The following is a 2,565-nucleotide window of genomic DNA, read 5'->3' on the forward strand; positions in this document are numbered from 1 at the left end:
CTCTTTCCTCTCGCCTCTTGCCTTCCCCTCCTGGGAGGGGTTAGGGGTGGGTTCCTCTTGCCTCTTGCCTCTTGCCTCTTGCCTCTTGCCTCTTGCCTCTTGCCTCTTGCCTTCCCCTCCTGGGAGGGGTTAGGGGTGGGTTCCTCTTGCCTCTTGCCTCTTGCCTCTTGCCTCTTGCCTCTTGCCTCTTGCCTATTATCTGCTCCCTGCTCCCTGCTCCCTGCTCCCTGCTCCCTAAAAAAATGTACCTCATCAAACTGAATACCGCTAGACTGATCAAGTGCTAGTTAATCCATGGGTAAGTCCCGCAGGAAGTAAAAGCAATCACTTTTACTATCTGTTTCCTTGATTCGCCCTAAGTAGCCAGTTAAGGGAGAAGAAAGCTCAATTAATATTTCGTGTAGTTCTGGCTGAGTCAAGGACTGGGGTGGATTGGAAAAGTTATAGGCTCCATAGATCATCTCTACTCCCACCGTGTGATTATCTCTATCGTCAATCAGCTTTTTCACCAGCTGGACAATATGCGATCGCAATTTCAGTTTTTCAGAAATATGATTAATATATTTCTCAACTTCCTGATCAGCTTGACCAGGTATCAAGTAATTCTTTAGTATAATTAAATCAACGGAATTGGGATACTGGCTTTGAAGTTTCACCAGCTTCTCAAGAGTTTCAGGATTAATAATTGCCATATCATGTACAATAGCTGCATCCATAAGTTGTTTAGTGGGCTCACCAGGGCCAATAATTAACTTAGCTGTTTTATTAAGTAGTTCTTCATTCTTTAAACGTAACGTTCCTAAATTCAACAGTTGTACTGCCGTATCGTTAGGAATTTTTTTTCCAGCCTTGCACTCACCAACCAAGGGATAAGGTTTTGAGCAGAATAAATCTAAGCCACCAGCACCACCTTTGTGATCATAGTCGATGGTAAATCCTATAAACTTAAGGCTATCACGAACAATAATTTCAAAATCTGTTCCAGCTTGATAATTAGTTTTACCTTGATCCAACTCTTTGCTGCGATTACCCAATGCTGCTATGGTATTTATCCAAGCTAAATCTGGATTAGATGAGGTTAACGGCTTGTTGCTACTCCAGCCTATAAATTTTTTTATCTCTTCGTCAAGGGCTTTAGCCGCTGGGTTAGTAATGGCCAGGTTAGCGATTTGACTCTGTAATTCTTCCAATTCCGGATACAGTGGCGGGAGTCGATTTTCTAGCTGGTGTCGCCGTTGGCTGAAAATGCGATCGCTTAATACTGGCCAATCCTCAGTAACCCTAATATTATCACCTAAACTAACAAACTTCCCAAGGGGCTGACTAGTATTATTTCTAGCTACTTCAAGCACTTTAGGAAACTGATAAACCCGCAAGTAAGCCAGGAAAATACGCTGCTGTTTCTCAAGTCTTGCTTGTAATCCTTCTGCTGTCCATACCGTTAACGGTGATAAGCTCTCCAAGGATTCAGTTTTAGTCAAGTGTTGGCAAAGTTCACACCTAGCCCAAGCTTTAATCAAAACTGTCTCAGAATTCACTTCCCCTAGGCTTTTTTTTGCTATTTCTCTAAAACTAGAGCGATAATACTGCTCAAGAGACAGGGGATTACTGGATATATTATTATTTGATATAGTAGACGGATATAGGACAAATTTTCGCCCTGGATTGATAAATATCTGAGGTATAGCAGCAATTATTCGCCCTTGGATTAAGGCTTCGATATCTGGTGAAGGTAAAACTAGGGCTATTGAAATTATATCTTGCTGACTCATTATCTTGCTAACTCATTAGTAAATATCTAGCTCACTTACTATCAATCAATTTTATCCCTTGCGTCAACTATGTAACTCCTGTTAACTCTAGCATTTACCAATAAAAATTCTATAGCAATCCCAACTTAATTAATTGTGATAATTTTGTTCTCTGTTCCCTGTTCCCTGTTCCCTGTTCCCTGTTATATATAGCTCTATTTAGTTAATCATCCAACTTTACGCCTCTTCATCCACTGCCTCTTCAGGAATTTCTTCCGATGGAGCACTCAAAATTTTTCGCAGTAATCGGTTATCTATGGCTAGCTTTGTGTTATAGATAAAATCCTTAATCTGCTCTTCACTCAACTCATAGTCTTCACGACTCTCATAAACAGCGCGAATCGCAATTAAGGGCTTAACGTCCTCTGTTTTCAAGGCTACCGATTTTCCTCCTTGAGCCTTAAGGTTATTGAAATACTCTTGAGCCTTCTTTGCATTTGGACTTATCGGTTTAGAGCGGACTAAACAACCACGGGTCAGATCATATTTTGTATAATCCGTAAGATGAGATAACCCAGTCGTTACCCTGTTTCCAAAAGAGGCTTGGATCACTGCTAGTCCGATGTTGACCGTATTACCTTCTTGTTTACCAACTATCTTGACGCCGAGGTATTTATTTTTTGGTTTAACGGGAGCTTCAATTTTTTCGATTGTGACTCCTGCCACTATCTGTCCGATCAGTTGCTTTAGGCCAAACTTAATAGCGTTAGTTAGTTGAGGGTCATCCTCCATATACTCTTCATTGTCAATATTT

At 41.0% G+C, this 2,565-nt stretch carries 2 protein-coding genes and 1 pseudogene; 1 reads left to right on the forward strand and 2 read right to left on the reverse strand.

Annotated features, from left to right (window positions below):
* Positions 1–261, forward strand: a 261-nt coding sequence (locus F6K52_RS35170; protein ID WP_293089645.1) for a hypothetical protein, incomplete at its 5' end; no start/stop codon positions are given.
* Positions 262–287: 26 nt separating this feature from the next.
* On the opposite strand, the gene F6K52_RS35175 is transcribed toward F6K52_RS35170, so the two are convergent.
* Entirely contained in the window at positions 288–1,772 is a 1,485-nt protein-coding gene (locus F6K52_RS35175; RefSeq protein ID WP_293089649.1) for a DUF1802 family protein, read from the reverse strand.
* A 216-nt stretch (positions 1,773–1,988) separates the two neighbouring features.
* A pseudogene (locus F6K52_RS35180) lies at positions 1,989–2,565 on the reverse strand (hypothetical protein); the annotation flags it as partial.

Source organism: Moorena sp. SIO3H5 (assembly GCF_010692395.1).
Classification (GTDB): Bacteria; Cyanobacteriota; Cyanobacteriia; order Cyanobacteriales; family Coleofasciculaceae; genus Moorena.